The organism is Sphingorhabdus sp. Alg239-R122, from assembly GCF_900537065.1.
GTDB lineage: Bacteria > Pseudomonadota > Alphaproteobacteria > Sphingomonadales > Sphingomonadaceae > Alg239-R122.
The window spans coordinates 44,610-69,346 of record NZ_UNRC01000009.1 but is presented as its reverse complement, the minus strand read 5'-3'; the positions used below and the strand labels follow the sequence as shown (position 1 = coordinate 69,346).

Here is a 24,737-nt window from a genome sequence, read left to right as displayed (position 1 = left end):
ATGCGCGCGGCACACGAAACAACTGGAATAAGTGAATTGACCTCCTTTTTACGCAACCTGTTCGACACAACGAAGAGCAAAAAAAAGCGCAAGCAAAAGCGCAGGGATAAATCTGCTCCATCCATGCCGCCGGGTGAACGCGTTTATGCGATTGGCGACATACATGGCCGTCTCGATCTGCTCGACGAATTGCTGGAAAAAATCGATGCCGATGTTGCCGCACGCAAAAATGCGGACACCCGGCTCATTTTCCTGGGCGATTTGGTTGATCGCGGACCAGACAGCGCAGGTGTTATCGAACGTGCGATGGAACTTGCGCGCAGCAGCGACAAAGTCCGCTTCCTGATGGGCAATCATGAAGAAATGTTCCTTGATGCGCTGACAGGGGATATCAAGAAAGTCCGTTTCTTCAGCCGTATCGGCGGACAGGAAACAATCCTGAGCTATGGCATGCCCCATGCCAAATATCGCGAGATGGAAATGGAAGAGCTGGCCGAAAAGCTGTCAGACCTGGTACCACAGAATCATCGCGAATTTATAACCGGGTTTGAAGACTATGTCGTCATGGGCGATTATGCCTTTGTCCATGCCGGTGTACGTGCAGGTGTGTCTATGGAAGAACAGGTTAGACAGGACCTGCGCTGGATACGCGGCGACTTCCTGCGCAAGGATAACGTCCACGAAAAAATGATTATTCACGGTCATACTATCAGTGAAAATGTCGACGAACGCCGCGGGCGCATTGGTATTGATACTGGTGCCTATGACACGGGAGTGCTGACGGCTATCGGCCTGGAGGGCAACGACCGTTGGTACCTGCAAACCGGGCCCGCTGAATAAGGTGCGATAGAATATTCTTGTGCAGCGGCGCAGTTTGCGCCAGTTTCCTGTCCATGAAAAAAAATGCTCTGCTCGTATCGCTGTTACTGGCCACTGCGCCAACAAGCTATCTCGCCGCACAGGATAAGAACGCACCTGATGAGAGGCCTACAGCCACTGTACCCATAACGCCCCCGCCATCGGCCGGCCCGGCGGATGCACAAAACCTGAAAGCCTATGTCGAAAAGCTGGTGAGTTTCGGGACACGCCATACCCTGTCATCGCCCGATCACCCCACACGCGGCATTGGCGCCGCCCGGCGCTGGGGCGCAGAGGAATTTGCCCGGATCAGCGCAGCCTGTGGCGGCTGTCTTGAGGTGGAGAATGTCGAGCGTTTTGATTATGGCCCGCGGATTCCAGATGGCGTGAGAATCGTCAATGTGCTGGGCATACAGCGCGGCACGGGTGATCCGGGCAATGTCATCATCATTTCCGGCCATATTGACAGCCGCGTCACCGATCCGATGAATTTTACCGATGATGCCCCTGGAGCCAATGACGACGGTTCGGGCACAGCGCTTACCATAGAGGCCGCGCGCATACTTACCCGCGAAAAACATGATGCCACAATCATCTATGCGCTTTTGTCGGGTGAGGAACAGGGGCTGTTCGGTGGCAAGCTGATTGCCGATACAGCCAAAGCGCGTGGGTGGAATGTAATCGCCATGCTGAACAATGATATTGTTGGCGGCACCAAAGGACAGGATGGCCGCATTGTTGACAATATAGTACGGGTGTTCAGTGAAGGCATACGCTCGTCGGAAAGCCTGGAAGAAGCCATGTCACGGCGCGGCAGTGGTGGCGAGGATGATGGCCCGTCCCGTGCGTTGATGCGTGCAGCAGACCGCGTAGCCAACACAAACCGGAATATTGGTCTGAATGTCTTTGGTGTCCGCCGCCCCGACCGTTTTCGCCGCGGCGGCGACCATCTACCGGCCCTGGCGCTCGGTTATCCGGCAGTCCGGTTTACCGTCGGTGTCGAAGATTATGATCATCAGCATCAGGACCTGCGCACCGAAAATGGTGTAAAATATGGTGATACGGTGGACGAGATGGATTTTTACTATCTTGCCAAAGTCACCAATCTGAATGTGGCGCTGGCCCGCGAACTGGCCAATGCCCCGCCTGCACCAAAATCAGCGCAGCTTGGCGGCGCGGTAAGCGCCGACACAATCGTCGAGTGGGAACCGGTAAAAGGCGCTGCTGGATACCGTGTCTATTGGCGGCGAAATGACGAGCGTGACTGGACCAACAGAGTCGATGTCACGGGCAGAACCGAAATCACATTGCCAGGCATTATTGTCGATGATCATTTTGTCGGTGTGTCCGCCCTGTCGAAAGACGGCCATGAGAGCATCATAACCTTTGCCGGGCTACCGCAGCGCAATCGGTAGCGGTCAACGAAAAAGGGCCGACTGCCCCCTGCTGCCGGCCCTAATTCGGCCGTAGCCGAAGGGTAGTGAAGTGAAATTGAGTAGGAAGTGGGTTTATGCCGCCTGACTGTCCTCGTCCGTATTCGGATCGCGCAGCACATAGCCGCGGCCCCAGACAGTTTCGATATAATTGTCACCGCCGCATGCCAGTGCCAGTTTTTTGCGTAGTTTGCAGATGAAAACGTCGATAATCTTGAGTTCCGGCTCATCCATCCCGCCATAAAGATGGTTGAGGAACATCTCCTTGGTCAAAGTCGTGCCCTTGCGCAATGACAGTAGCTCGAGCATCGCATATTCCTTGCCGGTCAGGTGGACGCGTGCACCATCGACTTCGACCGTCTTGGCATCCAGGTTCACTGACAGCTTGCCTGTGCGGATAACGCTTTGCGAATGCCCTTTTGAACGGCGTACAACGGCATGGATGCGCGCCACGAGTTCCTCACGGTGGAAAGGCTTGGTCACATAATCATCTGCACCGAAGCCGAAAGAGCGCACCTTGCTGTCCATTTCCGAAACACCGGACAAAATAAGCACCGGCGTCTGCACCTTGGCAACGCGGAGTTTCTTGAGCACATCATAACCATGCATGTCTGGCAGGTTCAGGTCGAGACAGATAATGTCGTAATCGTAGAGCTTACCCAGATCGAGTCCTTCTTCACCGAGGTCGGTCGTGTAAACATTAAAGCCTTCGGTCGTCAGCATCAGCTCAATGGCCTTCGCTGTGGTTGGCTCATCTTCAATCAATAGCACGCGCATAATGTGCAGCCCCTCTTTATGTTTTCTCTGTTGCCTGCATTGTCAAACCCCCCGTTTGATATGCAAGCTGTGTAATTTATTAACCATAAGAAGAATGAAGATTAAAGGTTAATTTTACATTAAGTGACAGAAGCAGGCGAGTCGCAGAGGGTGTTTGATATGGTGTAACGGTTCGTAACCGAGTCTTTTCTGCGGGTTTGCACTCCAGTGCGTGGTAAATGTCACACATGTGCTTTTTTTACATTCCGCAATAATTTTATCCTTCATTTCCCTTGCATAGGTCCATCCGACATACTCCAGCGGGGCCTTCATATATTCATATCATGCTAGCCTGAATGCCTTCTGCAAGAAATCAATCAACACCTGAACCCTGGCAGGCCTGTAATGCGAAGGCGGCATAACCAGGCTCAGCGTCAATGGGCTATTGCGCCAGGCCGGCAATATGATCTCCAGCCCGCCGGAAGCCAGCGCGGCCTCACACATAAAATCCGGCAGTTCCGCTATGCCCTGCCCCGCGATAAGCGCAGGCAGCATGATATCGCTATTATTGGCACGAAATACCGACTGCGGCTGAACTGATACCGCGTCTCCATCCGGCCCCGTAAAGGTCATGACCTGCGGGTTGGGAAGGTTGGAATAAATAAAGCAGCGGTGTGACTTCAGGTCAGCCGGCGTGTTCAGTCTACCAGCCCGCGCAAGATAGGACGGGGCAGCGACAAGGTGACGTCTGACCTCACGCAGATGCATAACACGCAGGCTGCTATCGGGAAGCGCGGCTATGCGCAGCGCAAGGTCAATCCCCTGCCCCGTCAGATCCACACGGGAATCACGCAGGTCCAAATCAATTTCGATACCCGGATATTCTTCCATAAAATCGGCCAGCACAGGTCCCAGCTCGGAAAGCCCGAAACTGAGCGGTGCCGCCATTTTAACCCGACCCGTTAATATTTCCGCTTCATCACGGGCAGCTTCTGTCGCTGCATCACCCTGCGCGCGTATCTTTTCAGCATGTGGCAAGAGCGATTGACCTGCGCTGGATAGCGAAATCCGCCGGGACGTACGATGAAACAGCGCAACACCAAGCTCGCCTTCCAGCCTTGTCACCGCCTTGGACACAGTTGCCTTTGCCAGTCCCAACTCCGTTGCGGCCGCAGTAAAGCTGCCCAGCCGGGCGACCGTGGCGAAAATCGCCCATGCTTCAAAATCAGGTAAGCGCATAAATGGAAACAATCCTTTTCTATTTTGATTATTTTAGAAACGGTAATGCGTGCCTATATCCAATGCAAACATATGAAAGGATGAATCATGATTGAGAAACGCGAATTTTCATCACTGGGTCACGCCAACCATGGCTGGCTGAACGCACGCCATCATTTTTCCTTTGCCGGATATCATGACAGCGCGCGCATGGGCTGGGGTTCACTGCGCGTGTGGAATGATGACGAAATCGCTCCCAAAAGCGGTTTCCCAACCCATCCTCATCAGGATATGGAGATCATTACCTATGTCCGCAAAGGGGCCATTACCCACCGTGACAGTATGGGTAATGAAGGCCGCACAGAGGCGGGCGATGTGCAGGTCATGAGCGCAGGCACTGGGGTCCAGCATAGCGAATTCAATCTGGAGGACGAAGAAACACGGCTGTTTCAGATATGGGTTATCCCCCGTACGCGAGGCGACGAACCCCGCTGGGACACGAAGGTCTTTCCCAAAGGAGAGCGTGCCGGGAAGCTGGAAATACTCGCCAGTGGCTACGAAGATGATGTTACCGCAGGTGCGGCGATGATCCGTGCCGATGCCCGGCTCTATGGTGCAACGCTAAAGGCCGGGGACAGTCTGACGCATGACATGCAAAATGACATGCCTGTTTATCTGGTCGTATCGGAAGGTAGCATCGAAGTGAACGGTACTACAGTTCGCGCCCGCGATAGTGCCGCCATCCGCGACGAAAGCAGACTGGAAATCACCGCGCATGAAGATGCGGAGTTCCTGATCGCCGAAACTCCCGATATCGGGTTACAATAATCAAAAAACCCCGCCAGGCATGACGCACGGCGGGGTTTCTTTTGTCAGCACCAAGCGATTGGCCCAGTTTGCTGAATTACTCCTCTTCGTCTGAAGAAGGTGTTTCTGCTGGCGCTTCGGCAGCTTTGGCCGCAGCGGCTTCTTCCGCTTCAACTTCTTCGGCAGCCGCCATCGCATCAAGCATCGCCTTTTGCTGCGCACGAAGCGCGGCGTCACGGCTGGATGCTGCAATACGCATGCGATTCATGCCTGCACCCGTACCTGCCGGAATCAGGCGGCCAACAATGACGTTTTCCTTCAAGCCGATCAGCGAGTCACGTTTGCCTTCAACCGCCGCTTGCGTCAGCACGCGGGTGGTTTCCTGGAAAGACGCGGCCGAGATGAAGCTGCGTGTTTGCAGCGACGCCTTGGTAATACCGAGCAATACCGGCGTACCAACAGCAGGTTTCTGCTTTTTGGTCAGCTTAGCGTTGATTTCGTGCATTTCCTCTGCATCAATCTGCTCACCGGCGAGCAGGATTGTGTCCCCGCCATCGGTAATTTCGACCTTCTGCAGCATCTGGCGCACAATCGTCTCGATATGCTTGTCGTTAATCTTCACACCTTGCAGGCGGTAGACTTCCTGAATTTCCGCCACCAGATATTCGGCAAGCGCCTCCACGCCGAGCACTTCAAGAATATCATGCGGATCGGGCGAACCTGAAACCAGGTTATCGCCTTTCTTCACATAATCGCCTTCCTGCACATCGATCACTTTGGTTTTGGGGATCAGGTACTCAACTGAATCACCCTCTTCCGGATGGATCGCGATTTTGCGCTTGGCTTTATAGTCACGCACAAATTCAATGCGGCCAGAGATTTTCGCGATAACGCTATTGTCCTTTGGCTTACGGGCCTCGAACAATTCGGCAACACGCGGCAGACCGCCCGTAATGTCACGCGTTTTTGCAGCTTCACGGCTGACACGTGCCAGCACATCACCTGCAGACACTTCCTGACCATCGGTCACCGAAAGCGTAGCGCCGACGGACAGCATGTAACGCGCGGCTTCACCGCTGTCACCGTCAAGCAAGGTCAGGCGAGGACGCAGGTCTTCCTTGTCCTTGCCGCGGCCCGTTGCCCGGTATTCGACAACCACGCGCTGAGCGATGCCCGTCGCTTCGTCAGTCTGTTCAGTCAGTGTCTTGCCGTCGATCAGGTCCTGGTATTTTACAACACCCGGTTTCTCGGTAATCACCGGCATGGTGAACGGGTCCCATTCGGCCAAACGGTCACCGAGCTTCACTTTACCGCCATCCTTCACAAGAATGTTGGTACCGTAAGGGATGCGGTGGACAGCACGTTCGCGGCCTTCCTTGTCGATAATGGCAATCTCGCCATTACGCGCCAAGGACAGGCGGCGACCGTTTTTGTCAGTGATGGTCGGAATATCGCGATATTCCAGTTTGCCATCTGCAACGGCCTCAAGATTGGACTGTTCGTTAAAGTTCGCAGCGCCGCCAATGTGGAAGGTCCGCATAGTCAGCTGCGTACCCGGTTCACCGATGGACTGCGCAGCAATAACGCCAACAGCTTCACCGATATTGACCGGCGTACCGCGGGCAAGGTCACGTCCGTAACATTTGCCGCACACACCATGTTTCGATTCACAAACGAGAGGTGAACGAATGCGTGCCGCCTGAATACCCATTTCCTCAATCTTGGCAATAGCCGCTTCGTCAAGAAGCGTGCCGTTTTTGACAACGACACTGCCATCCTTGGCATCAACCATGTCCTCAGCCAGTGTACGGCCAAGAATACGCTCACCCAAAGACGCGATTGTCGAACCACCCTGGACAATGGCTTTCATTTCCAGTGCATTATCGGTCTTACAATCTTCCTCAACGATGGTGCAGTCCTGCGACACGTCAACAAGACGGCGGGTCAGATAACCCGAGTTTGCCGTTTTCAGCGCAGTATCGGCCAAACCTTTACGCGCACCGTGGGTCGAGTTGAAATATTCAAGAACCGTCAGGCCTTCCTTAAAGTTCGAGATAATCGGTGTTTCAATAATCTCGCCCGAAGGCTTGGCCATCAGCCCGCGCATACCGGCCAGCTGTTTCATCTGCGCTGGCGAACCACGCGCACCCGAATGGCTCATCATATAGATCGAGTTAATAGCTTTTTCGCGGCCATCCTTGTCGAGCGGCGTTGCTTCAATCTCGTCCATCATGGCAGCAGCTACTGTGTCACCACAGCGGCTCCACGCATCAATGACTTTGTTATATTTTTCCTGCTGCGTGATGAGGCCGTCCTGGTACTGCTGCTCATAATCAGCGACCAGTGCACGAGTTTCATCCACTGTCCCTTCTTTCGAGTCAGGAATGATCATGTCATCCTTACCGAAGGAAATGCCGGCCTTGAACGCGTGCTTGAAGCCCAGAACCATGATCGCATCGGCAAACAGCACCGTGTCTTTCTGGCCTGTGTGGCGGTAAACCTGGTCAATCACGTCACCAATTTCTTTCTTGGTGAGCAGGCGGTTAACAATGTCGAACGGCACCTTGTGTGATTTTGGCAGACATTCGCCCAGCAGCATACGGCCCGGCGTTGTTTCAAACCGCTTCATGACGATATTACCGTCTTCATCGGCCTGTGGCACACGGCTCGTGATTTTTGAGTGCAGCGTCACCGCACCGACTTCCAGCGCCTGGTGCACTTCGGTCATATCGGTCAGGATCATGCCCTCACCCGGCTCACCCTTACGGTCCATGGAGAGGTAATAGATACCCAGTACCATATCCTGTGAAGGCACGATAATCGGCTTGCCGTTGGCAGGTGACAGGATGTTGTTGGTAGACATCATCAGCACGCGTGCTTCCAGCTGCGCCTCAAGACTCAGCGGTACGTGTACAGCCATTTGGTCGCCGTCAAAGTCAGCGTTGAACGCGGAACATACGAGCGGGTGAAGCTGGATAGCCTTGCCCTCAATCAGTACTGGCTCGAACGCCTGAATGCCCAGACGGTGAAGCGTCGGCGCACGGTTCAGCATAACGGGATGCTCGCGAATAACTTCGTCGAGAATATCCCATACTTCCTTACGCTCTTTTTCCACCCATTTCTTCGCCTGTTTCAGCGTCATGGACAGGCCCTTTGCGTCAAGCCGCGCATAAATGAACGGCTTGAACAGCTCGAGCGCCATTTTCTTTGGCAGACCGCACTGATGCAGTTTCAGCTCAGGGCCGGTCACGATGACCGAACGACCCGAATAGTCGACGCGCTTACCCAGAAGATTCTGGCGGAAACGGCCCTGCTTGCCTTTCAGCATATCCGAAAGTGATTTCAGCGGGCGCTTGTTGGCACCTGTAATCGTGCGACCGCGGCGGCCATTGTCGAACAGTGCGTCCACAGCTTCCTGCAGCATGCGCTTTTCGTTACGGACAATAATATCCGGCGCGCGCAGTTCCATCAGGCGTTTCAGGCGGTTGTTACGGTTAATGACGCGGCGGTACAGATCGTTGAGATCAGACGTTGCGAAACGGCCACCATCCAGCGGCACCAGTGGGCGCAGCTCGGGCGGAATGACTGGAATAATGTCAAGGATCATCCATTCCGGACGGTTACCGGATTCGATGAAGCTTTCGACCACTTTCAGGCGCTTGATGATCTTTTTCGGCTTGAGCAACGACTTTGTCGTCTCCAGCTCTTCCATCAGATCTTTGCGTTCCTGTTCCAGGTCCAGGTCTGCCAGCATGATTTTGACGGCTTCCGCACCTATGCCGGCGGAGAAAGCGTCTTCACCATATTCATCCTGCGCTTCAAGCAGTTCGTCTTCGGTCAGCAACTGGAATTTTTCCAGTGCGGTCAAGCCGGGCTCAATCACAACATAGGCTTCGAAATAGAGCACGCGCTCCAGTTTCTTAAGCTGCATGTCGAGTAGCAGGCCAATGCGCGATGGCAGCGATTTCAGGAACCAGATATGCGCAACCGGTGCGGCCAGATCGATATGGCCCATACGTTCACGGCGCACCTTGGTGACCGTGACTTCAACACCGCATTTTTCACATACGATGCCTTTATATTTCATGCGCTTATACTTACCGCACAAGCATTCATAATCCTTTACAGGACCAAAAATCCGCGCGCAGAAAAGGCCGTCACGCTCTGGCTTGAACGTCCGGTAGTTGATGGTTTCCGGCTTTTTGATTTCACCAAAGGACCAGCTGCGGATTTTTTCCGGCGAAGCAAGGCCGATCTGGATTTCATCAAATGTTTCCGGTTTGGCGACCGGATTTGCAAATTTGCTCAGTTCGTTCATTTTCATTTCCTCACTAAGCCCTGCCTGAAAAAAGACAGAGCCAGTTGATATCCTTACTCGGCGGCTTCTGGAAGGGCGTCAGGACCTTCTTCGCCATCCTCATCACCATCTTCATGGGACTTCAGATCGACGCTGAGACCCAGCGAACGCATTTCCTTCACAAGCACGTTAAAGCTTTCCGGGATGCCGGTTTCGAAACTGTCATCACCCTTGACGATGGATTCATACACTTTGGTACGGCCAATCACGTCATCGGATTTGACTGTCAGCATTTCCTGCAGCGTGTAAGCGGCGCCGTAAGCTTGCAGTGCCCAGACTTCCATCTCACCGAAACGCTGTCCGCCAAACTGCGCTTTACCACCCAGCGGCTGCTGCGTGACGAGCGAGTATGGTCCGATCGAACGGGCGTGGATCTTGTCGTCAACCAGGTGATGCAGTTTGAGCATATAGATATAGCCCACTGTCACCTTACGGTCGAACCTGTCACCTGTGCGGCCATCGAACAGGTCCACCTGTCCCGATGTATCCAGTCCCGCTTTTTCAAGCATGTAAGACACATCGGCTTCGCGCGCACCGTCGAACACCGGCGTACCCATCGGAACACCATGTTTCAGATTGCGGGCCAGTTCGACCGTTTCTTCGGTGCTGCGGCGATCAATATCTTCATGATACTGCTCACCATAAATGTCCTTCATCACCTCTTTCACTGCATCAGGAGCTTCGCCTGCCTGCGGATCAGGGTTGGCCTCACGCCAGTCTTCCAGAGCCTTCGTCACCTGCTGACCCAGACCGCGTGCGGCCCAGCCAAGATGGGTTTCAAAAATCTGTCCAACATTCATACGCGATGGCACACCCAGCGGGTTGAGCACGATATCAACCGGCGTTCCGTCTTCCAGGAACGGCATGTCTTCGGCTGGCAGGATGCGTGAAATCACACCTTTGTTGCCGTGACGTCCGGCCATTTTATCACCGGGCTGCAATTTACGCTTCACAGCCACAAAGATTTTGACCATTTTCAGAACGCCTGGTGCCAGTTCGTCACCACGCTCCAGCTTGTCACGGCGATCTTCGAATTTCTCGGTAATCAGCTTGACCGCTTCGTCATACTGCGTTTTGACAGCTTCAAGGTCACCCTGCACAGCGTCATCCGCAACAGCGAATTTCCACCATTCGTGCTTTTCGATTTCGGCAAGGTTGTCGGCAGTGACTTCACTGCCTTTCTTGAAACCTTTCGGCGCAGCGGCGGCCACATTGCCCACCAGCATATCGCGCAGGCGGTTATAGGTGGCACGGTTCAGAATTGCGCGTTCGTCCTCACGGTCTTTGGCAAGACGTTCGATTTCTTCGCGTTCAATCGCCAATGCACGCTCATCCTTGTCGATACCGTGACGGTTAAAGACACGGACCTCAACAACAGTCCCTGCAACACCCGGCGGCAGACGCAGCGATGTATCGCGGACGTCAGAGGCTTTTTCACCGAAGATAGCACGCAGAAGTTTTTCTTCCGGCGTCATCGGGCTTTCGCCTTTTGGCGTGATCTTGCCGGCCAGGATATCACCCGGATGCACTTCAGCGCCAATATAGACAATGCCCGCTTCATCGAGGTTGCGAAGCGCTTCCTCACCGACATTCGGAATGTCGCGGGTAATGTCTTCAGGGCCCAGTTTCGTATCGCGTGCCATGACTTCAAATTCCTCAATATGGATCGAGGTGAAGACATCGTCTTTCACGATACGTTCGGAAATCAGGATACTATCTTCATAGTTATACCCGTTCCAGGGCATGAACGCGACAAGCGAGTTTTTGCCAAGCGCCAGTTCACCGAACTCGGTCGATGGACCGTCGGCGATAATATCGCCCTGCTGCACTACTTCGCCCACTTTCACGAGTGGGCGCTGATTGATGCAGGTGTTCTGGTTGGAACGCTGGAACTTCTGCAACGTGTAAATATCCACACCCGACTTGCCAGCTTCAACGCTGCCAGTTGCACGGATCACGATACGCGTCGCATCAACCTGGTCGACAATACCGGCACGTTTCGCGCCAATAGCCGCACCGGAATCACGGGCCACGGTTTCTTCCATGCCGGTGCCAACAAATGGTGCTTCCGCTTTTACCAGCGGTACAGCCTGACGTTGCATGTTTGATCCCATAAGCGCACGGTTGGCGTCATCATTTTCCAGGAACGGAATAAGCGATGCAGCAACAGATACGAGCTGTTTGGGAGAAACGTCCATCAACGTAATGCTCTCACGCTGCGCCATCAGGAATTCGCCAGCTTCACGTGAAGACACGATTTCCTCGACAAACGAACCATCCTCGTTCAGCTCGGCATTGGCCTGTGCCACGGTGTGCTTCTGCTCTTCCATGGCGGACAGATACACAACTTCGTTGGTCACCTTGCCATCGACAACTTTACGATATGGCGTTTCGATAAAGCCATATTTGTTGACCCGGCTGAACGATGCCAGTGAGTTGATAAGACCAATATTCGGCCCCTCCGGCGTTTCAATCGGGCAGATACGGCCGTAATGGGTCGGGTGAACGTCACGGACTTCAAAGCCGGCACGTTCACGCGTCAGACCGCCAGGGCCCAATGCCGAAACACGGCGCTTATGCGTCACTTCAGACAGCGGGTTGGTCTGATCCATAAACTGTGACAACTGCGAAGAGCCGAAAAACTCACGCACGGCCGCAACAGCAGGCTTCGCGTTGATCAGATCGTTCGGCATCACCGTCGACACATCAACCGATGACATGCGTTCTTTAACAGCACGTTCCATACGTAGCAGGCCAACGCGGTACTGGTTTTCCAGCAACTCGCCGACAGAACGCACACGGCGATTGCCGAGGTTATCGATATCGTCAACCTCGCCCTTGCCGTCTTTCAGGTTCACCAGCGTTTTCACGACCGCAAGAATGTCTTCCTTGCGCAGCGTGGTCACGGTATCCTCTGCATCCAGGTCAAGACGCATGTTGAGCTTCACACGGCCGACCGCGGAAAGATCGTAGCGCTCGCCGTCAAAGAACAGGCCTTCAAACAGCGCATCGGCGGTTTCGCGCGTTGGCGGTTCGCCCGGGCGCATGACGCGGTAGATTGCATCAAGACCCATGTCGCTATTTTCCGACTTATCGGCTTTCATAGTGTTGCGGATCCACGGACCGGTGGTCACATGGTCAACGTCGAGCAGAACCAGCTCGTCAATACCGGCACCATCAATCTTTTCCAGATTTTCCGGCGACACTTCATCACCGGCTTCGATGTAAATTTCTCCGGTCTTGTCATTGACCAGGTCATATGCGCTGTAACGGCCGAAAATTTCGTCGGTCGGGATAATCAGTGATTTCAGGCCATCCTTGACGGCTTTATTGGCCGCACGCGGGGTGATTTTCTGGCCCGCTTCAAACACGACTTCGCCCGATTTCGCATCAACAATGTCAAATGCAGGCTTCTGGCCGCGCCACTGCTCGCCGACAAATGGGATTTTCCAGCCATCCTTGCCGCGTTCATAAGTAATGGTGTCATAAAATTCGGCGAGGATTTCCTCGCTGTTCAGGCCCAGCGCATAAAGCAAAGCCGTGACCGGCAGCTTGCGCTTGCGGTCGATACGGACATTGACAATGTCTTTCGCATCAAATTCGAAATCAAGCCATGAACCACGGTAAGGAATAACACGGGCCGCGAAGAGGAACTTGCCCGAGCTGTGTGTTTTGCCGCGGTCATGATCGAACAATACACCTGGTGAACGGTGCATCTGCGACACGATCACGCGTTCCGTGCCATTGATGATGAATGTGCCGTTGCCTGTCATTAGCGGCATGTCGCCCATATAGACGTCCTGCTCTTTAATATCGAGCACGGAACGGCTTTCGGTGTCAGGATCAACCTCAAACACGATCAGGCGCAAAGTGACCTTCATCGGCGCTGCATAGGTGATGCCGCGCTGACGGCATTCCTGCGTATCATATTTCGGGTCTTCGAGTTCGTAATGCACGAAATCGAGTTCCGCTGTGCCCGCAAAGTCGCGAATCGGGAAAACACCGCGCAGTGTTTTTTCCAGGCCCGACACATAATCTGTCGCCGGGTCAGAGCGCAGGAACTGCTCATAGCTCTCACGCTGCACCTCGATCAGGTTGGGCATGTCGATGACTTCGTGAATGTCACCAAAGATTTTACGGATACGCTTTTTCGCGGTGGGAATAAGTTCCTCCGCCTTTTTCACCTTGCTTGCCATATTATAGATTCGCCTCTTTCGCGTGTCTTTAAAGTGCCGATATGCGGGCGCAGAAAATGCGCCCGAAAACCAGATTTTCAGGGCGCATAAACGACAAAAAAGCCGCGTTACCAACCATTTCTGGCTGATCGCAGCTTTGCGTCATTTAGAACCGATTGCAATTTTCATTCCGTACGAAGCGCCTGCGCATTGGCGATCCATGTCTCGAAAAGTGCCGGTGTTGGATTTCATATAAGGCGCAGCGGGTTTGGGGTCAAGGGTGCAGCTATTTCGATTCGCCCGCAACAACCAAACCATGTCCTTCCAAATATCGAATGCTGCAAGAGAGAAGCTGCAAGGAAGTTGATGGAACAAAGTAATTTTATTGTTTTTCAATAAAAAACTTGCCTTTTTTCAATATTATTTTATTGTTTATCAATAATTCAATTATCGGAGGTCAATATGACTACACATATGAATGATAAAGTTTTGAAGCTGACGCAGCTGCTTTTGATGCTGCTCGCAGGTCTGCTTATCTTTACCATGGTCATGGTCGGGATAGGCATTGGCGCCATACTGACAGTGCAACGTGGAGAAATTTATGCAATGCTCGCCGAAGCAGGTGCGCCTGCAAGTGGTTACTGGGTTATACTGGCCGCACTCGCCCTTGTGGTTTTCCTATTGTTTTTGGGCTTCCGGTTTATCCGCGAGCTAATGCATGTCGCCACTTCGGTCGAAAAAGGTGAACCATTTGACCCTGAAAATGCGGACCGCATAGCACGCATGGGCTGGATCACGCTTGCCGTGCAGGGCGTATCCATGGTTTTGTTACCTCTGGCATTGTGGCTGAAATCCCATTTTGAAGCGTTGAATGTCGAAGATACATTTTCACTCACCGGTTTCCTGCTGGCACTTGTTCTCTTTGTCCTCGCCCGTGTGTTCCGTCACGGTACCGAGATGCGTGAAGAGCTGGAAGGGACTATCTGATGTCCATCAATGTAAAACTGGACGACCTGCTCCACGACAACCGCATGACGCTGACTGAACTGGCAGAACGGGTGGGCATCACTATCGCCAACCTGTCCATACTGAAAACCGGCAAGGCGAAAGCCATCAGGTTTTCCACGCTGGAGGCAATCTGCAAAGAGCTGGGCTGCCAGCCGGGTGACCTGCTCAGTTTTGAGAATGAACCGGAAGGAGAAGCATGATGCGCAATCTAACCATGGCCGCTTTGGCAGCTGCTATTTTCACCCTGCCCCTTTTGCTGGCACCGCCAACACATGATACCCAGGTGTTTAGTTATCAAAGCTCTGCCTATCTGGCCTAACCCGCACCCAAGCAAAGCACGTAAGGAAAAAGGGCGGCTCCACTTAAGGAGGCCGCCCTTCTTTTGTCTGTAAGACAGACGAAGCCTTGAAAGCTCAGTATGCGCTCAAATTACTTGAGTTCAACTGTACCGCCAGCAGCTTCGATCTTGCCTTTGATTTCTTCGGCTTCTGCTTTGTTAACGCCTTCTTTAACCGTTTTCGGTGCGCCTTCAACCATGGCTTTCGCTTCGGTCAGGCCCAGGCCGGTGATCGCACGAACTTCTTTAATCACCTGGATTTTCTTGCCACCGTCGCCGGTCAGAACAACGTCAAACTCGTCTTTCTCTTCAGCAGCTTCGCCGCCACCAGCAGCAGGTGCACCAGCAACAGCAACAGCGGCTGCAGCGGAAACGCCCCATTTTTCTTCAAGAGCGGTTGCCAGTTCAGCGGCTTCCAGAACAGTCAGCTCAGAAAGCTGGTCTACGATTTTTGCAATATCTGCCATTTTAAAATTACCTTTTCAAATTCGGGCGTATTTTTCAAACGCCCATAGTTGGATGTGTGTTAAATATCTGAATAGTTAAGCGTCTAAGCTCACGCGCCGCTGGCGGCATATGCGCCTGCAACCCGTGCAACCTTGCTCGCCGGTGCCTGAACAACCTGGGCAACTTTGGTGGCTGGTGCATTCAGCAGGCCAACAAGTTTGCCGCGCAGTTCGTCAAGTGATGGCAGTGCTGCCAGCGCTTTAACACCTGCTACGTCCAATACGGTGTCACCCATTGCGCCGCCGACAATTTCAAGTTTGTCGTTGGATTTCGCAAATTCGACAACTGCCTTGGCGGCAGCCACCGGATCCGGTGAAACTGCAAGGGCGGTGGGCCCTGTCAGCAATTCACCAAGGGAATCATAATCCGTGTCAGTAATAGCGAGCTTGGCAAGACGGTTTTTTGTGACTTTATAGGAAGCACCCGCTTCACGCATTGCCGACCGCAGTTCAGTTGACTGAGCAACGGTAAGGCCGAGGTTGCGTGTGACCACAACAGCTCCGGCGTCGGACAACATGGCGCTAAGCGAAGCTACTGCTTCCTTTTTCTCGTCGCGATTCATGCCATTCTCCTTTTTGGATCGGCCTTTTGACGGACCAATCCGCTACATAATCGCCGCCTCCACATGGTGGAAACGACGGGCGATGACCGTTCTGGCTTACACCATAGGGTCTTTGTCCAAGGGGGTGGGTTTCGCGCCGAACCAAAGCCGATGGCTTTTATCTGGCAGACCTGCAAAGAACGCGAGGCCGGTAAAACTTTTCCCCGTCTAGGCTGGCAATTAAGAGGGACATATTTCCCTCACCAACTGTCTCGGACGGAATCACATGGGCGATGCCTACATGATTTCGTGGGGCGTAATAGCGGGAATGGCAGCGAAGTCAAGCCAATTCCCGCAATCCTGCCGGTTATGGCTGTACCAGCGCAAAGCGCGCACCTGGCTCATTCGGCATTCTGGTCAACCAGAGTGATGCTGGGCTCACCAGAAAATATCTCGATCAGCCAGAGAAGGCCATTCTGCTCGGTTTTTACATAGAGCGGTATACCCATGGAAAACACGGCAAAAACTTGCGCTTCAGTGGGCGCGGAGTCGAGCGAATGGGTGAACATCAATGCTTCGGGCGCTGCATTGTCACCCTGCGCTTTCGTCCGGACATTGACGCAGGAATTGGTAAATGACCTGAACGATTGCACCCGGTCACCCGCTATTTCAAACCGGTAATGCCCGCCCAGCGGAAACAGGTCACCACGCATCTGCGGAGTCAGATAATATACCAGGTCAGCGCCGCCCGGAACATCGGCTGGTAATATTACAGGATTGAATGGCAGGTTGCTACAATTCTTCAGATTCACGGCCGACGCGCTGTCACCCGCTGCGATCAGGCGTAGCTGCATATCGGTCAGTACAGCATCATCCGACTGCATGAGTAACTGCCGATCCAGCACTTGGCCCACCCCGTCCCACAGCGCCGAATAGAACGGATATACGGCATCATCGCGTATGCCGTAATAGGTGACGAGCAGACCCTCACGCTGCCGTGTCACTACCCAGCCGCGCACTTTGGCAATATCCTGCGCCGCGACATCCTCACGCAAAGCGGCAGCCGTATAACGTGCGGCCTGGTCATATTCGTACAGCGCCTTCCCGCGCGTTTTGGCCAGGTCAAGGGCCAGCTGGTATTGTTTATCTGCTGGCGTAGCTATCGGACCACCAGTTTGTGACCATGCCGCTACAGGCAATGCGTATAACAATATGGCTATAATCAGTAACCGCATAATCATCCCCCCGCCCCGACTGAATACTCGTTGAATACAGGCCTACAGCAAATGTTCCGAGACACAAGGTCAGGCGTAACAGATTCCCACTAAGCACCCCACAAGGGCACCAGCAATATCCAGTCATGTAACCTTTTGTGCAGGACATGCGAATGAAAGGGCATCCTCCCTATCAACTCTCTCACCATAGGAACTCCTTATGCAACCTGTTCGTAACCGTTTGACTATTTTTGCAACCATGCTGCCGTTGAGCTTAAGCCTGACCGGCCAAGCCATGGCACAAGAAGCAACCGAAATTGATCATGAAGGCTTTTATGTCTCATCCAGCATCGGGGCCGAGTTTTTGAATGACAGCAGTTTTCGTGGTGTCCAGAACCCCGATGCCGGTGTGCCGGGTATACCGGGCGGTCCCGCCGACATAAATGTCGCTTATGACACGGGATTTTCCGTTAACGGTGCAGTCGGCTATAAAATTCAGGATAGCCTGCTGTTCGACTTTTTGAAATCACGGGTTGAAGTCGAAGTTGGCTACAGCGAGTCTGATGTCAGTGGTGGTACATTTAATGGCGGCAACCAGACTTTCAGCGGCGATGTTTCCACGTTTACGGCTACCGCTGGCCTGTACAGCGATGTGGTATGGTCCGCAAACCAGAAGATCATCCCATATTTCGGAAGCGCCATTGGCCTCGCGGTACTGGACACAGATGTTCAGTATTTTCCCAACAATGGCGTGGCGACAGCGCCTACATTTGGCGTGCGAGGTTCAAAGACAGCATTCGTAACGCAGTCCAGGCTGGGTTTGACAATCAAGGCGACGGACAAGGTCGATGTGTTTGCAGAAGGCAGGTACCAGAAAATTTATGGCCGCAACTTCGACCGCCGTTTTATCGCCAATGGCAATGACGGATTTAATGCCAGCGTTCGCGACGATACGGAAAGTTTTGGCGCAGGGCTTGGCATCCGCTTCAATTTCTGATCACATGATATAACCGTGTACACTGTACATAGCGAAAAGGCCGGAGGTTTCCCTCCGGCCTTTCAGTTATCTTGATATATGAAATGCGATTGCGGCTTACGCGCCTTCGATCTCAGATGTGTTGATTTTCAGACCCGGACCCATGGTCGAACTGATCGCAACTTTTTTGACGTATTTGCCTTTGGCGCCTGACGGCTTGGCTTTGACAATAGCGCCGACAAACGCGTCGAAATTCGCGCGCAGGTCTTTTTCGCTAAAGCTCGCTTTGCCGATGCCGCTGTGCACGATACCGGCTTTTTCCACACGGAATTCCACCTGGCCACCCTTGGCATCACCAACAGCTTTGGTGACATCAGGGGTCACGGTGCCAAGCTTCGGGTTCGGCATCAGGCCCTTTGGACCCAGAACCTTACCCAGACGGCCCACAACGCCCATCATGTCGGGTGTTGCAATCACGCGGTCAAAATTCAGGTCACCGCCCTGCATGGTTTCCATCAGGTCTTCTGCGCCAACGACGTCTGCGCCTGCTTTTTTCGCTTCCTCAGCTTTGTCGCCTTTTGCGAAAACAGCCACACGCATGTCTTTGCCTGTGCCTGAAGGCAGCGATACCATGCCGCGCACCATCTGGTCTGCATGACGTGGATCCACGCCCAGGTTCAGAGCGATTTCAACCGTTTCGTCAAACTTCGAACTGGCAAATTCCTTCACCGTCTTGATCGCGTCATCCACGCTGTGCAGCGCATCACGGTCAAGCTTTTCAGCAATATTCTTCTGTTTTTTGTTCATGGCCATCTGCTTAACCCTCCGTCACTTCAAGACCCATAGCGCGTGCGCTGCCTTCGATAATGCGCGTTGCCGCTTCGATATCGTTGGCGTTCAGGTCTTTCATCTTGGTTTCTGCAATCTGAGCCAGCTGCGAACGCTTGATCTGGCCCGCAACCGTTTTGCCAGGCTCGCTTGAACCCGATTTAAGCTTTGCTGCTTTCTTGATCAGATAACTGGCTGGCGGTGTTTTTGTGGTGAAAGAAAAGCTGCGATCCGCATAAACCGTTATGGTTGTCGGGATCGGCGTGTTCTTTTCAAAATCCTGCGTCGCGGCGTTGAAGGCCTTACAGAATTCCATGATGTTGACGCCGCGCTGACCCAGGGCAGGGCCGATTGGCGGAGACGGATTGGCGGTGCCAGCAGGCACCTGTAGTTTAATATAGCCATCAATTTTCTTGGCCATAGTCTAGCTCCTTCATTCTGTCAGGATGCATATACTGCACATACACCCCTCAAATTAAGCGGTCAGACGGATTGCCTAAAAGCGCACCTCCCGCACGAGATCTATCGCCCAAAAGCGACAGAAGGCGCGGCATTAACCGATTCTGCGGATAATGCAATGGTTTTATGTAAACGGTGAGAGAGAGAACCTTTATATTAGGGTTCGCCCTTATTCTTTATTCTTTTGCCCGATGGCCTCTCGGCGATCAAACCAAACGCTTATTTCTGTAGTTCGACCTGTTCAAAATCGAGTTCCACAGGCGTCGCACGGCCAAAGATAGAGACCGAAACCTTAACGCGGTTTTTCTCGAAATCCAGTTCCTCGACCACACCGTTAAAGCTGGCGAATGGACCGTCGAGTACCTTGACGCTGTCGCCAATGTCATATTCGACGCTGATTTTCTTCTTGGGTGCGTTGGCGGCTTCTTCCCTGGTATTCAGGATACGGGCAGCCTCGGCCTCGCTGATGGGCTGTGGCTTGCCGCTTGAGCCCAGGAAACCAGTCACTTTCGGCGTATTCTTGACCAGGTGATAGACATCATCGGTCATGGTCAGTTTCGCCAGCACATAGCCGGGGAAAAATTTCCGCTCCGACTGCACTTTCTTGCCGCGGCGTACTTCGGTGACGGTTTCGGTGGGTACTTCCACTTCATCCACCAGCTGGGTCAGCTCAAGCCGCTGTGCTTCGGAAAGGATGTTTTCCTTTACCTTGTTTTCAAAGCCGGAATAGGCGTGAATAATGTACCAGCGCGACATGGGCGAAACTTTCTATATTAAATCTGTAATTACGCGAGCGAGAGCAGCGATTGCACGACCCAGCCAAAGACCGAATCGACACCCAAGAAAAACAGCGCCAATATCGTCATCATAATCATGACCATGATAGTGGTGGTGATGGTTTCCTGCCGTGTCGGCCATACCACTTTTGACGATTCAGCCCGTACCTGACGGACGAATTCACCGGGTGTTGTCTTTGCCATAAACTGCCTGCTTCCAAACTATAATTCGTGTCTCACCGGTAAGGGCCGTTAAGTGCCAACCGGATGGTTGTGCCTGTGATATATGACCGATGTAATGAGATGGAAGGCCTTTACCCACAGATTCGTGTTTGCGCAAGCAAAGATTGCTCTACAGTGCCCTTTCAATCAGGTCCCATTTATTCCCGAACGGATCACGGAAAACGGCAACCTTCCCATAAGGCTCCTCCCGCGGCTCTTCGAGAAAATCAATACCGGCCTGCTGCATCAATGCATAATCCGCATCGAAATCATACGTTTCCAGAAGCAGGAAAACACGGCCACCCGCCTGATTCCCAATCGCTTCTTCCTGATTTTCATTGGCCGCTTTCGCAAGCAATAACCGCGTTTCGGTTGAACCTGGCGGCGCAACCAGCACCCAGCGTTTCTCGTCGGAAAGCTGCGTATCCTCAATCAGATCAAAGCCAAGATGCCCAACATAAAATTCAATCCCCGCGTCATAGTCAGGCACGACGAGAGTGATCGCAGCAATAAACCGGGTCATTAGAGTATGATTCCTTTTTTCATTTGATTGCTTCACGGTGTCAGGCGGTGGGATCCCTGTCCCTCACGGCTACTTTTCGCTTACACGAAAAGCCTGCGGGAGCACGGTACCGTGCGCTTCACCGCATAAAAATCAAGCAGCTATAGCGTAAGGCTGTATTTCACCCGATAGATACAGGTTGCGCGCCTTTGCACGGCTCAGCTTGCCAGAACTGGTGCGCGGCAATGTGCGCGGCGGCACCAGTTCGATGACGCAGTTCATGCCGGTTATAGAGCGCACTTTGTCACTGATCTCATCGCGGATACGCAGGCGCTCTGCCTCATCAGAGGTACGGCACTGCACCAGCACGGCCGGTGTTTCTTCACCGCCTGGCGTAGTAACACTGAACGCGGCAATATCACCGGATTTGAAACCGGGAAGCTGTTCGACCGCCCATTCGATATCTTGAGGCCAGTGGTTTTTGCCGTTGATGATGATCATATCCTTGGCCCGGCCCACGACATAGAGATAGCCGTCCGACATATATCCCATATCACCGGTATCGAGCCAACCATCGACCAGACATTCATTGGTGGCTTCCTCATCGCGGAAATAGCTGTGCATGACGGACGGACCGGCGGTCCATATCTTGCCAATCGCATTTTCAGGCAACACTTCGCCATGTTCACTACGGATTTCGATTTTCATATCAAGGCAAGGCTTGCCGCAATTTACAATCGCGCGATAGCGCGTCGGCTTACTGGTATCATGCACTTGGCCAGACAGCTTGGTTTCTTCGACCAGTTCGACAACAATGCCCTCTCCCGGCGGCATCAGCGTGACGGCGAGCGTAGCTTCGGCAAGGCCGTAGCTCGGCAAGAACGCTTTGGCATCAAAGCCGGCATCCGCAAAGGCGTCAACAAAACTCTGCATCACATCAGGACGGATCATGTCCGCACCATTGCCCGCAATACGCCAGCGTGACAAATCGAACCGTTCCGCCACATTTGACTGACTGCTGATGCGGCGGGCACAGATGTCATAGCCAAATGTTGGTGAATAAGAACAGCTATTGCCCGGGTTGCGGCTGATCATGTCAAGCCAAGCCAGCGGGCGGCGGGCAAAATCTTCAGTTTTCAGATAGTCGGTCGATACCTGGTTGGCGACCATCGACAGCATGCAGCCCACCAGACCCATATCGTGATACCAGGGCAGCCAACTGATGCAGCGGTCGGTGCCGTTAATATCCATGCCGTGCGCATGCGCTTTCAGATTGCTGAGCAGCGCATGGTGCGTCACCGCCACGCCATGAGGGAAACGGGTCGAACCGCTGGAATATTGCAGGTAACAGATGTCATCCGGGTTGGCTTCTGGCAATTCCGCCTCAGGCGCATCATGTTCTGCGAAGCTGACCCAATCCAACCCTTCAACATTGCAATGTTCCGCCGCGGCACCCGCCATTTCGGCTAGTTCAGGTGGGAAGAACAAGACTTTGGGATCGGAGCTGTTAAGCTGCACCGACAACTGGTCAATATAGCTGCCTTTGCCGCCAAAGCTGGTCGGCAGCGGCAGCGGCACAGGCCAGGCACCGGCATAGACTACGCCAAAGAAAAGCGCCGCAAATTCGGCGCCGGTTTCCGCGCAAAGCGCAATCCGATCGCCCGGCTTGATGCCATGGGCCATCAGGCGGTAAGCCGCCTGTAGTGCGTCTTCGCGCATCTCGCTATACGGATAGGCCCGCACCAATGTGCCGCGGGGATCATGAAAGTTGAAACCGCGGACACCCTGCGCGGCATAATCAAGTGCTTCGCCCAAAGTGGTAAAATCGGAATATCGCCTCGGCAGATCATCCAGTGATGGCGTGGCTTGCAATTCTGTCATTTTTGACCCGTTTCTTTGTCCTGTCGGGCTATTTTGCCCGTTTATCCCTGTAAACGGCTGTGCTGCCATGCATTGCCGCATCTATTACATTATTTTCCAAATCCTTGATTTACCTAATTATTGTTCAAAAATAGCAGTCAGGATTTGTGCATGATGTGTTTTTGGGCATGACAAGCGTTCAAATTTGGCCGTGAATGTGGCACAAAAATGACAATGGCTGGAATGGATGATTTTGAAGATGAGGCGCGGCATGGCTCTGCCCGCACGCGGCGATCGCGCAAACCGCGCGTTAAAAAGCCGCCCAAGCCCCTGAATGAAAGGCTACTCAGGGATCTTGCACTGCATTATGTTGGCAGATATGCGACCAGCGCGCACAAGCTGAAACTCTATCTCGCCCGCAAACTGCGCGAGCGCGGATGGGAGGATGAAAAGCCTGCTGATTTAGACATCCTGGTGGCGCGTTTTGCGGAGCTCAAATATATTGACGATGCGCTTTATGCCAGCCAGAAGGCGGCATCGCTTATCGCCCGCGGCTATGGCAGTCGCCGCGTGGACACGGCGCTTTATGCCGCAGGCATTTCGGAACAGGACAGCACGGCAGCGAAAGCCGCCTCAGACGCTGCAAAAACGCAGGCCGCCATCACCATGGCGCGCAAGCGCCGCTTTGGTCCATTTGCACGCGAAGCCCACTCACCTGAAAAAAGACAAAAACAGTTGCAGGCCATGCTGCGCGGCGGGCATGATTTTTCCATTGCACGCACCCTGGTTTTTGCCGATAGCATGGACGAAATTGCCGACCTGGAACAGGATATCGGCCGATATGAGGATATGGAACCATGGCACGAGTAAACTGGACGCGCTGGATAGCCATTTGCGCCGCTGCAAGTCTGGCCGCATGCACTGCCCCCGGCACAGCGCAGGGTGAGAGCGCACAGGGCGAGGCGCCAGATTATACCGTTAACGCGCAATCAGGGCTGGAGGTTGTCCCGCTTACCATTACCGACGGCGACAAAGTACATACATTCAGGGTCGAGGTTGCCCGCACCCCTGCACAGCAGGCCAAGGGGATGATGTTCCGCACCGAAATGGCCGATGATACAGGCATGATTTTCCCGTTTCAAATCCCGAAAATGGCCAGTTTCTGGATGCGCAATACCGTTATATCGCTAGACCTGGTTTTCGTCCGGCAGGACGGAACAATTGAAAGCATTGCCGCTAATGCGGAGCCATATTCACTTGAGGGCATTCGTTCTGGCGAGCCGGTTGCCATGGTGCTGGAAATACGCGGCGGCCTTGCCAAGGAACTGGGCATCAGTGCAGGTGATACGGTGCATTGGGAAGACAGCCGCAAAGCTCGGTAGCCGCAGGTTTAAGTGTTTTGGCCTCACCGTTTCACAAGTACCGCCCGGCAAGACACATCCTTTCATTTTCCCATTGCCCTCCCCCACCCAAAACGGCTAAGCGGTCGCTATGGGAATCTTAGGCAAATTATTCACATGGTGGGATGGCGCGACAATCGGCACGTCCCTGTTCAGCGCGCTGAATGGTGAGAAAGTCGGCGAGGATGCCGAGGGCAACACCTATTATCGCAGCAAGAAACAGCGCAGCGGCCGCGAACGCCGCTGGGTAATCTATCAGGGCGCGAATGATTCGAGCCGTGTGCCCGCCGAATGGCACGGCTGGCTTCATCACAGCTATGATGAAGTACCCGAAAGTCATCTGCCGCCGCCGCATATCTGGGAAAAAGATTATACCCCCAATGTAACGGGCACACCGCAGGCATATCGCCCTGCTGGCGCGCTGGAACGTGGCGGCAAGCGCGCCGCATCGACTGGTGATTACGAAGCCTGGAGCCCTGGTGAGTGAAACGCGCCTTTGCCTT

General features: G+C 53.5%; 24 protein-coding genes. 10 read left to right on the top strand and 14 right to left on the bottom strand.

The window, feature by feature from the left end; all coding sequences use genetic code 11:
- Both G6Q15_RS09935 and G6Q15_RS09930 read left to right on the top strand, forming a co-directional pair.
- Positions 1 to 840, top strand: coding sequence for a metallophosphoesterase family protein (locus G6Q15_RS09935; protein WP_164118303.1), 840 nt, complete (start codon positions 1 to 3; stop codon positions 838 to 840).
- Positions 841 to 893: 53 nt separating this feature from the next.
- Entirely contained in the window at positions 894 to 2,273 is a 1,380-nt protein-coding gene (locus tag G6Q15_RS09930; protein ID WP_164118301.1) for a M28 family metallopeptidase, read from the top strand.
- Positions 2,274 to 2,366: 93 nt separating this feature from the next.
- Here the strand turns inward: G6Q15_RS09930 and G6Q15_RS09925 are convergent, their stop codons facing one another.
- Together G6Q15_RS09925 and G6Q15_RS09920 are read right to left on the bottom strand one after the other, a co-directional pair.
- The gene (locus G6Q15_RS09925; protein WP_164118299.1) at positions 2,367 to 3,068 is read right to left on the bottom strand and encodes a response regulator transcription factor; all 702 of its coding nucleotides are present in this window, start codon (positions 3,066 to 3,068) and stop codon (positions 2,367 to 2,369) included.
- Between the two features lie 321 nt (positions 3,069 to 3,389).
- Entirely contained in the window at positions 3,390 to 4,286 is an 897-nt protein-coding gene (locus tag G6Q15_RS09920) for a LysR family transcriptional regulator (RefSeq protein ID WP_164118297.1), read from the bottom strand.
- An 87-nt stretch (positions 4,287 to 4,373) separates the two neighbouring features.
- Here G6Q15_RS09920 and G6Q15_RS09915 point away from each other — a divergent pair, with 87 nt between their 5' ends.
- Positions 4,374 to 5,093, top strand: a complete 720-nt coding sequence (locus tag G6Q15_RS09915) for a pirin family protein (RefSeq protein WP_164118295.1) — start codon at positions 4,374 to 4,376, stop codon at positions 5,091 to 5,093.
- Positions 5,094 to 5,169: 76 nt separating this feature from the next.
- Here the strand turns inward: G6Q15_RS09915 and rpoC are convergent, their stop codons facing one another.
- The 3 genes from rpoC to G6Q15_RS12190 form a co-directional block, all read right to left on the bottom strand.
- The gene (rpoC, locus tag G6Q15_RS09910) at positions 5,170 to 9,390 is read right to left on the bottom strand and encodes a DNA-directed RNA polymerase subunit beta' (protein ID WP_164118293.1); all 4,221 of its coding nucleotides are present in this window, start codon (positions 9,388 to 9,390) and stop codon (positions 5,170 to 5,172) included.
- Between the two features lie 53 nt (positions 9,391 to 9,443).
- Positions 9,444 to 13,625 carry a DNA-directed RNA polymerase subunit beta gene (gene rpoB / locus G6Q15_RS09905; RefSeq protein WP_164118291.1) on the bottom strand — a complete coding sequence of 1,394 codons (4,182 nt, stop codon included), beginning with the start codon at positions 13,623 to 13,625 and terminating at the stop codon, positions 9,444 to 9,446.
- A gap of 141 nt (positions 13,626 to 13,766) precedes the next feature.
- Positions 13,767 to 14,000: a hypothetical protein gene (locus tag G6Q15_RS12190; RefSeq protein WP_205518147.1), complete on the bottom strand. Its 234-nt coding sequence runs from the start codon at positions 13,998 to 14,000 to the stop codon at positions 13,767 to 13,769.
- Between the two features lie 66 nt (positions 14,001 to 14,066).
- On the opposite strand from G6Q15_RS12190, the gene G6Q15_RS09900 reads away from it, so the two are divergent.
- From G6Q15_RS09900 to G6Q15_RS12305, 3 genes are read left to right on the top strand one after another with little or no spacing between them, the layout of a single operon-like run.
- Entirely contained in the window at positions 14,067 to 14,591 is a 525-nt protein-coding gene (locus G6Q15_RS09900) for a DUF2975 domain-containing protein (protein WP_164118290.1), read from the top strand.
- Positions 14,591 to 14,812: a helix-turn-helix transcriptional regulator gene (locus G6Q15_RS09895; protein WP_164118288.1), complete on the top strand. Its 222-nt coding sequence runs from the start codon at positions 14,591 to 14,593 to the stop codon at positions 14,810 to 14,812. The genes G6Q15_RS09900 and G6Q15_RS09895 overlap by 1 nt, the downstream gene beginning before the upstream one ends.
- Positions 14,809 to 14,931 carry a hypothetical protein gene (locus G6Q15_RS12305; RefSeq protein WP_275897599.1) on the top strand — a complete coding sequence of 41 codons (123 nt, stop codon included), beginning with the start codon at positions 14,809 to 14,811 and terminating at the stop codon, positions 14,929 to 14,931. The genes G6Q15_RS09895 and G6Q15_RS12305 overlap by 4 nt, the downstream gene beginning before the upstream one ends.
- A gap of 110 nt (positions 14,932 to 15,041) precedes the next feature.
- Here the strand turns inward: G6Q15_RS12305 and rplL are convergent, their stop codons facing one another.
- The 3 genes from rplL to G6Q15_RS09880 all read right to left on the bottom strand — a co-directional run bounded on the left by rplL (position 15,042) and on the right by G6Q15_RS09880 (position 17,232).
- Positions 15,042 to 15,416, bottom strand: coding sequence for a 50S ribosomal protein L7/L12 (gene rplL, locus G6Q15_RS09890; protein WP_164118285.1), 375 nt, complete (start codon positions 15,414 to 15,416; stop codon positions 15,042 to 15,044).
- An 89-nt stretch (positions 15,417 to 15,505) separates the two neighbouring features.
- Positions 15,506 to 16,018, bottom strand: coding sequence for a 50S ribosomal protein L10 (gene rplJ / locus G6Q15_RS09885; RefSeq protein WP_164118283.1), 513 nt, complete (start codon positions 16,016 to 16,018; stop codon positions 15,506 to 15,508).
- A 380-nt stretch (positions 16,019 to 16,398) separates the two neighbouring features.
- Positions 16,399 to 17,232: a hypothetical protein gene (locus G6Q15_RS09880; RefSeq protein WP_164118281.1), complete on the bottom strand. Its 834-nt coding sequence runs from the start codon at positions 17,230 to 17,232 to the stop codon at positions 16,399 to 16,401.
- A 199-nt stretch (positions 17,233 to 17,431) separates the two neighbouring features.
- Between G6Q15_RS09880 and G6Q15_RS09875 the strand changes: the two genes are divergently transcribed.
- A complete protein-coding gene (locus G6Q15_RS09875; RefSeq protein WP_164118279.1) occupies positions 17,432 to 18,208 on the top strand; it encodes a P44/Msp2 family outer membrane protein in 777 nt (258 codons plus the stop codon).
- Between the two features lie 96 nt (positions 18,209 to 18,304).
- Here the strand turns inward: G6Q15_RS09875 and rplA are convergent, their stop codons facing one another.
- The 6 genes from rplA to G6Q15_RS09845 form a co-directional block, all read right to left on the bottom strand.
- The gene (rplA, locus tag G6Q15_RS09870) at positions 18,305 to 19,000 is read right to left on the bottom strand and encodes a 50S ribosomal protein L1 (protein WP_164118277.1); all 696 of its coding nucleotides are present in this window, start codon (positions 18,998 to 19,000) and stop codon (positions 18,305 to 18,307) included.
- 4 nt (positions 19,001 to 19,004) lie between these two features.
- Positions 19,005 to 19,436: a 50S ribosomal protein L11 gene (gene rplK, locus G6Q15_RS09865; RefSeq protein ID WP_164118276.1), complete on the bottom strand. Its 432-nt coding sequence runs from the start codon at positions 19,434 to 19,436 to the stop codon at positions 19,005 to 19,007.
- A 257-nt stretch (positions 19,437 to 19,693) separates the two neighbouring features.
- A complete protein-coding gene (gene nusG / locus G6Q15_RS09860) occupies positions 19,694 to 20,230 on the bottom strand; it encodes a transcription termination/antitermination protein NusG (RefSeq protein ID WP_164118274.1) in 537 nt (178 codons plus the stop codon).
- Between the two features lie 29 nt (positions 20,231 to 20,259).
- Positions 20,260 to 20,454: a preprotein translocase subunit SecE gene (gene secE / locus G6Q15_RS09855; protein WP_164118273.1), complete on the bottom strand. Its 195-nt coding sequence runs from the start codon at positions 20,452 to 20,454 to the stop codon at positions 20,260 to 20,262.
- A 148-nt stretch (positions 20,455 to 20,602) separates the two neighbouring features.
- Entirely contained in the window at positions 20,603 to 20,995 is a 393-nt protein-coding gene (locus G6Q15_RS09850) for a VOC family protein (protein ID WP_164118272.1), read from the bottom strand.
- Between the two features lie 132 nt (positions 20,996 to 21,127).
- Positions 21,128 to 22,855, bottom strand: a complete 1,728-nt coding sequence (locus G6Q15_RS09845) for a fatty acyl-AMP ligase (RefSeq protein ID WP_164118271.1) — start codon at positions 22,853 to 22,855, stop codon at positions 21,128 to 21,130.
- 222 nt (positions 22,856 to 23,077) lie between these two features.
- Here G6Q15_RS09845 and G6Q15_RS09840 point away from each other — a divergent pair, with 222 nt between their 5' ends.
- From G6Q15_RS09840 to G6Q15_RS09830, 3 genes are all read left to right on the top strand, one after another.
- Entirely contained in the window at positions 23,078 to 23,704 is a 627-nt protein-coding gene (locus tag G6Q15_RS09840) for a RecX family transcriptional regulator (RefSeq protein ID WP_164118331.1), read from the top strand.
- The gene (locus G6Q15_RS09835; protein WP_164118270.1) at positions 23,692 to 24,216 is read left to right on the top strand and encodes a DUF192 domain-containing protein; all 525 of its coding nucleotides are present in this window, start codon (positions 23,692 to 23,694) and stop codon (positions 24,214 to 24,216) included. The genes G6Q15_RS09840 and G6Q15_RS09835 overlap by 13 nt, the downstream gene beginning before the upstream one ends.
- 109 nt (positions 24,217 to 24,325) lie before the next feature.
- Positions 24,326 to 24,721, top strand: a complete 396-nt coding sequence (locus G6Q15_RS09830) for an NADH:ubiquinone oxidoreductase subunit NDUFA12 (protein WP_164118269.1) — start codon at positions 24,326 to 24,328, stop codon at positions 24,719 to 24,721.
- Positions 24,722 to 24,737: the final 16 nt, after the last annotated feature.

Bases quoted from the DNA above. Each gene is read 5' to 3' on its own strand.
- G6Q15_RS09935 (WP_164118303.1), top strand. From the start codon at position 1: ATGCGCGCGGCACACGAAACAACTGGAATAAGTGAATTGACCTCCTTT.
- G6Q15_RS09930 (WP_164118301.1), top strand. From the start codon at position 894: ATGAAAAAAAATGCTCTGCTCGTATCGCTGTTACTGGCCACTGCGCCA.
- G6Q15_RS09925 (WP_164118299.1), bottom strand. From the start codon at position 3,068: ATGCGCGTGCTATTGATTGAAGATGAGCCAACCACAGCGAAGGCCATT.
- G6Q15_RS09920 (WP_164118297.1), bottom strand. From the start codon at position 4,286: ATGCGCTTACCTGATTTTGAAGCATGGGCGATTTTCGCCACGGTCGCC.
- G6Q15_RS09915 (WP_164118295.1), top strand. From the start codon at position 4,374: ATGATTGAGAAACGCGAATTTTCATCACTGGGTCACGCCAACCATGGC.
- rpoC (WP_164118293.1), bottom strand. From the start codon at position 9,390: ATGAACGAACTGAGCAAATTTGCAAATCCGGTCGCCAAACCGGAAACA.
- rpoB (WP_164118291.1), bottom strand. From the start codon at position 13,625: ATGGCAAGCAAGGTGAAAAAGGCGGAGGAACTTATTCCCACCGCGAAA.
- G6Q15_RS09900 (WP_164118290.1), top strand. From the start codon at position 14,067: ATGACTACACATATGAATGATAAAGTTTTGAAGCTGACGCAGCTGCTT.
- G6Q15_RS09895 (WP_164118288.1), top strand. From the start codon at position 14,591: ATGTCCATCAATGTAAAACTGGACGACCTGCTCCACGACAACCGCATG.
- G6Q15_RS12305 (WP_275897599.1), top strand. From the start codon at position 14,809: ATGATGCGCAATCTAACCATGGCCGCTTTGGCAGCTGCTATTTTCACC.
- rplL (WP_164118285.1), bottom strand. From the start codon at position 15,416: ATGGCAGATATTGCAAAAATCGTAGACCAGCTTTCTGAGCTGACTGTT.
- rplJ (WP_164118283.1), bottom strand. From the start codon at position 16,018: ATGAATCGCGACGAGAAAAAGGAAGCAGTAGCTTCGCTTAGCGCCATG.
- G6Q15_RS09880 (WP_164118281.1), bottom strand. From the start codon at position 17,232: ATGCGGTTACTGATTATAGCCATATTGTTATACGCATTGCCTGTAGCG.
- G6Q15_RS09875 (WP_164118279.1), top strand. From the start codon at position 17,432: ATGCAACCTGTTCGTAACCGTTTGACTATTTTTGCAACCATGCTGCCG.
- rplA (WP_164118277.1), bottom strand. From the start codon at position 19,000: ATGGCCATGAACAAAAAACAGAAGAATATTGCTGAAAAGCTTGACCGT.
- rplK (WP_164118276.1), bottom strand. From the start codon at position 19,436: ATGGCCAAGAAAATTGATGGCTATATTAAACTACAGGTGCCTGCTGGC.
- nusG (WP_164118274.1), bottom strand. From the start codon at position 20,230: ATGTCGCGCTGGTACATTATTCACGCCTATTCCGGCTTTGAAAACAAG.
- secE (WP_164118273.1), bottom strand. From the start codon at position 20,454: ATGGCAAAGACAACACCCGGTGAATTCGTCCGTCAGGTACGGGCTGAA.
- G6Q15_RS09850 (WP_164118272.1), bottom strand. From the start codon at position 20,995: ATGACCCGGTTTATTGCTGCGATCACTCTCGTCGTGCCTGACTATGAC.
- G6Q15_RS09845 (WP_164118271.1), bottom strand. From the start codon at position 22,855: ATGACAGAATTGCAAGCCACGCCATCACTGGATGATCTGCCGAGGCGA.
- G6Q15_RS09840 (WP_164118331.1), top strand. From the start codon at position 23,078: ATGGATGATTTTGAAGATGAGGCGCGGCATGGCTCTGCCCGCACGCGG.
- G6Q15_RS09835 (WP_164118270.1), top strand. From the start codon at position 23,692: ATGGCACGAGTAAACTGGACGCGCTGGATAGCCATTTGCGCCGCTGCA.
- G6Q15_RS09830 (WP_164118269.1), top strand. From the start codon at position 24,326: ATGGGAATCTTAGGCAAATTATTCACATGGTGGGATGGCGCGACAATC.